The organism is Brachyspira pilosicoli (genome assembly GCF_008016535.1).
GTDB lineage: Bacteria > Spirochaetota > Brachyspiria > Brachyspirales > Brachyspiraceae > Brachyspira > Brachyspira pilosicoli_A.
The window spans coordinates 1-584 of the sequence record NZ_SAXY01000107.1; the positions used below are offsets into that span (position 1 = coordinate 1).

Consider the following 584-nt stretch of genomic DNA (forward strand, 5'->3'; position numbering starts at 1 on the left):
AAAACAAATAAAAAGGATGCTACTATGAAAAGAGATTATAGCACAGAATTTAAATTATTTATAGTGGATGAAGCATTAGAAACTAAAAATATTAAAAGATTTCTAAAGATAGAAGAAATACCCAAATCTACTTTTTATGCTTGGCTTAAAAAATATAAAGACACTGGAACTGTCGCTAATTTTAGTACTAAGCCAAAAACTTCTCCAAATATCTTTAATAATCAAAAAGCTATTAATTTAATTATTGAACTCTATACTAAAGAATATCGAGGTAAGCATTATATTAAAGCATATTTAAATCGTGAAGGCATTAAGATAGGGGTTACAGCTATAGAGAATGTACTAAAAAGAAATAATCTTTGGAGATATAAAACAAAAAAGAAAAAGAAGCGATATGATAAGCGTAAATTTGTCTCTAAAATACAAAAAGAAGGCAAAATAGTTCAAATAGACACTAAATATATCAAATTAGGCAGAAAAACAGTCTATCAGTTCACTGCTGTCGATTTAGCTACTCGCTATAGTTGGAGGCAAATCTATGAGGATAAAACACCTTATAGTGCTTTATCTTTCTTAAAATACGT

General features: G+C 27.6%; 1 pseudogene. It reads left to right on the forward strand.

The features are described 5' to 3' along the window. Positions 1 to 24: 24 nt before the first annotated feature. A pseudogene (locus EPJ72_RS12925) lies at positions 25 to 584 on the forward strand (DDE-type integrase/transposase/recombinase); the annotation flags it as partial.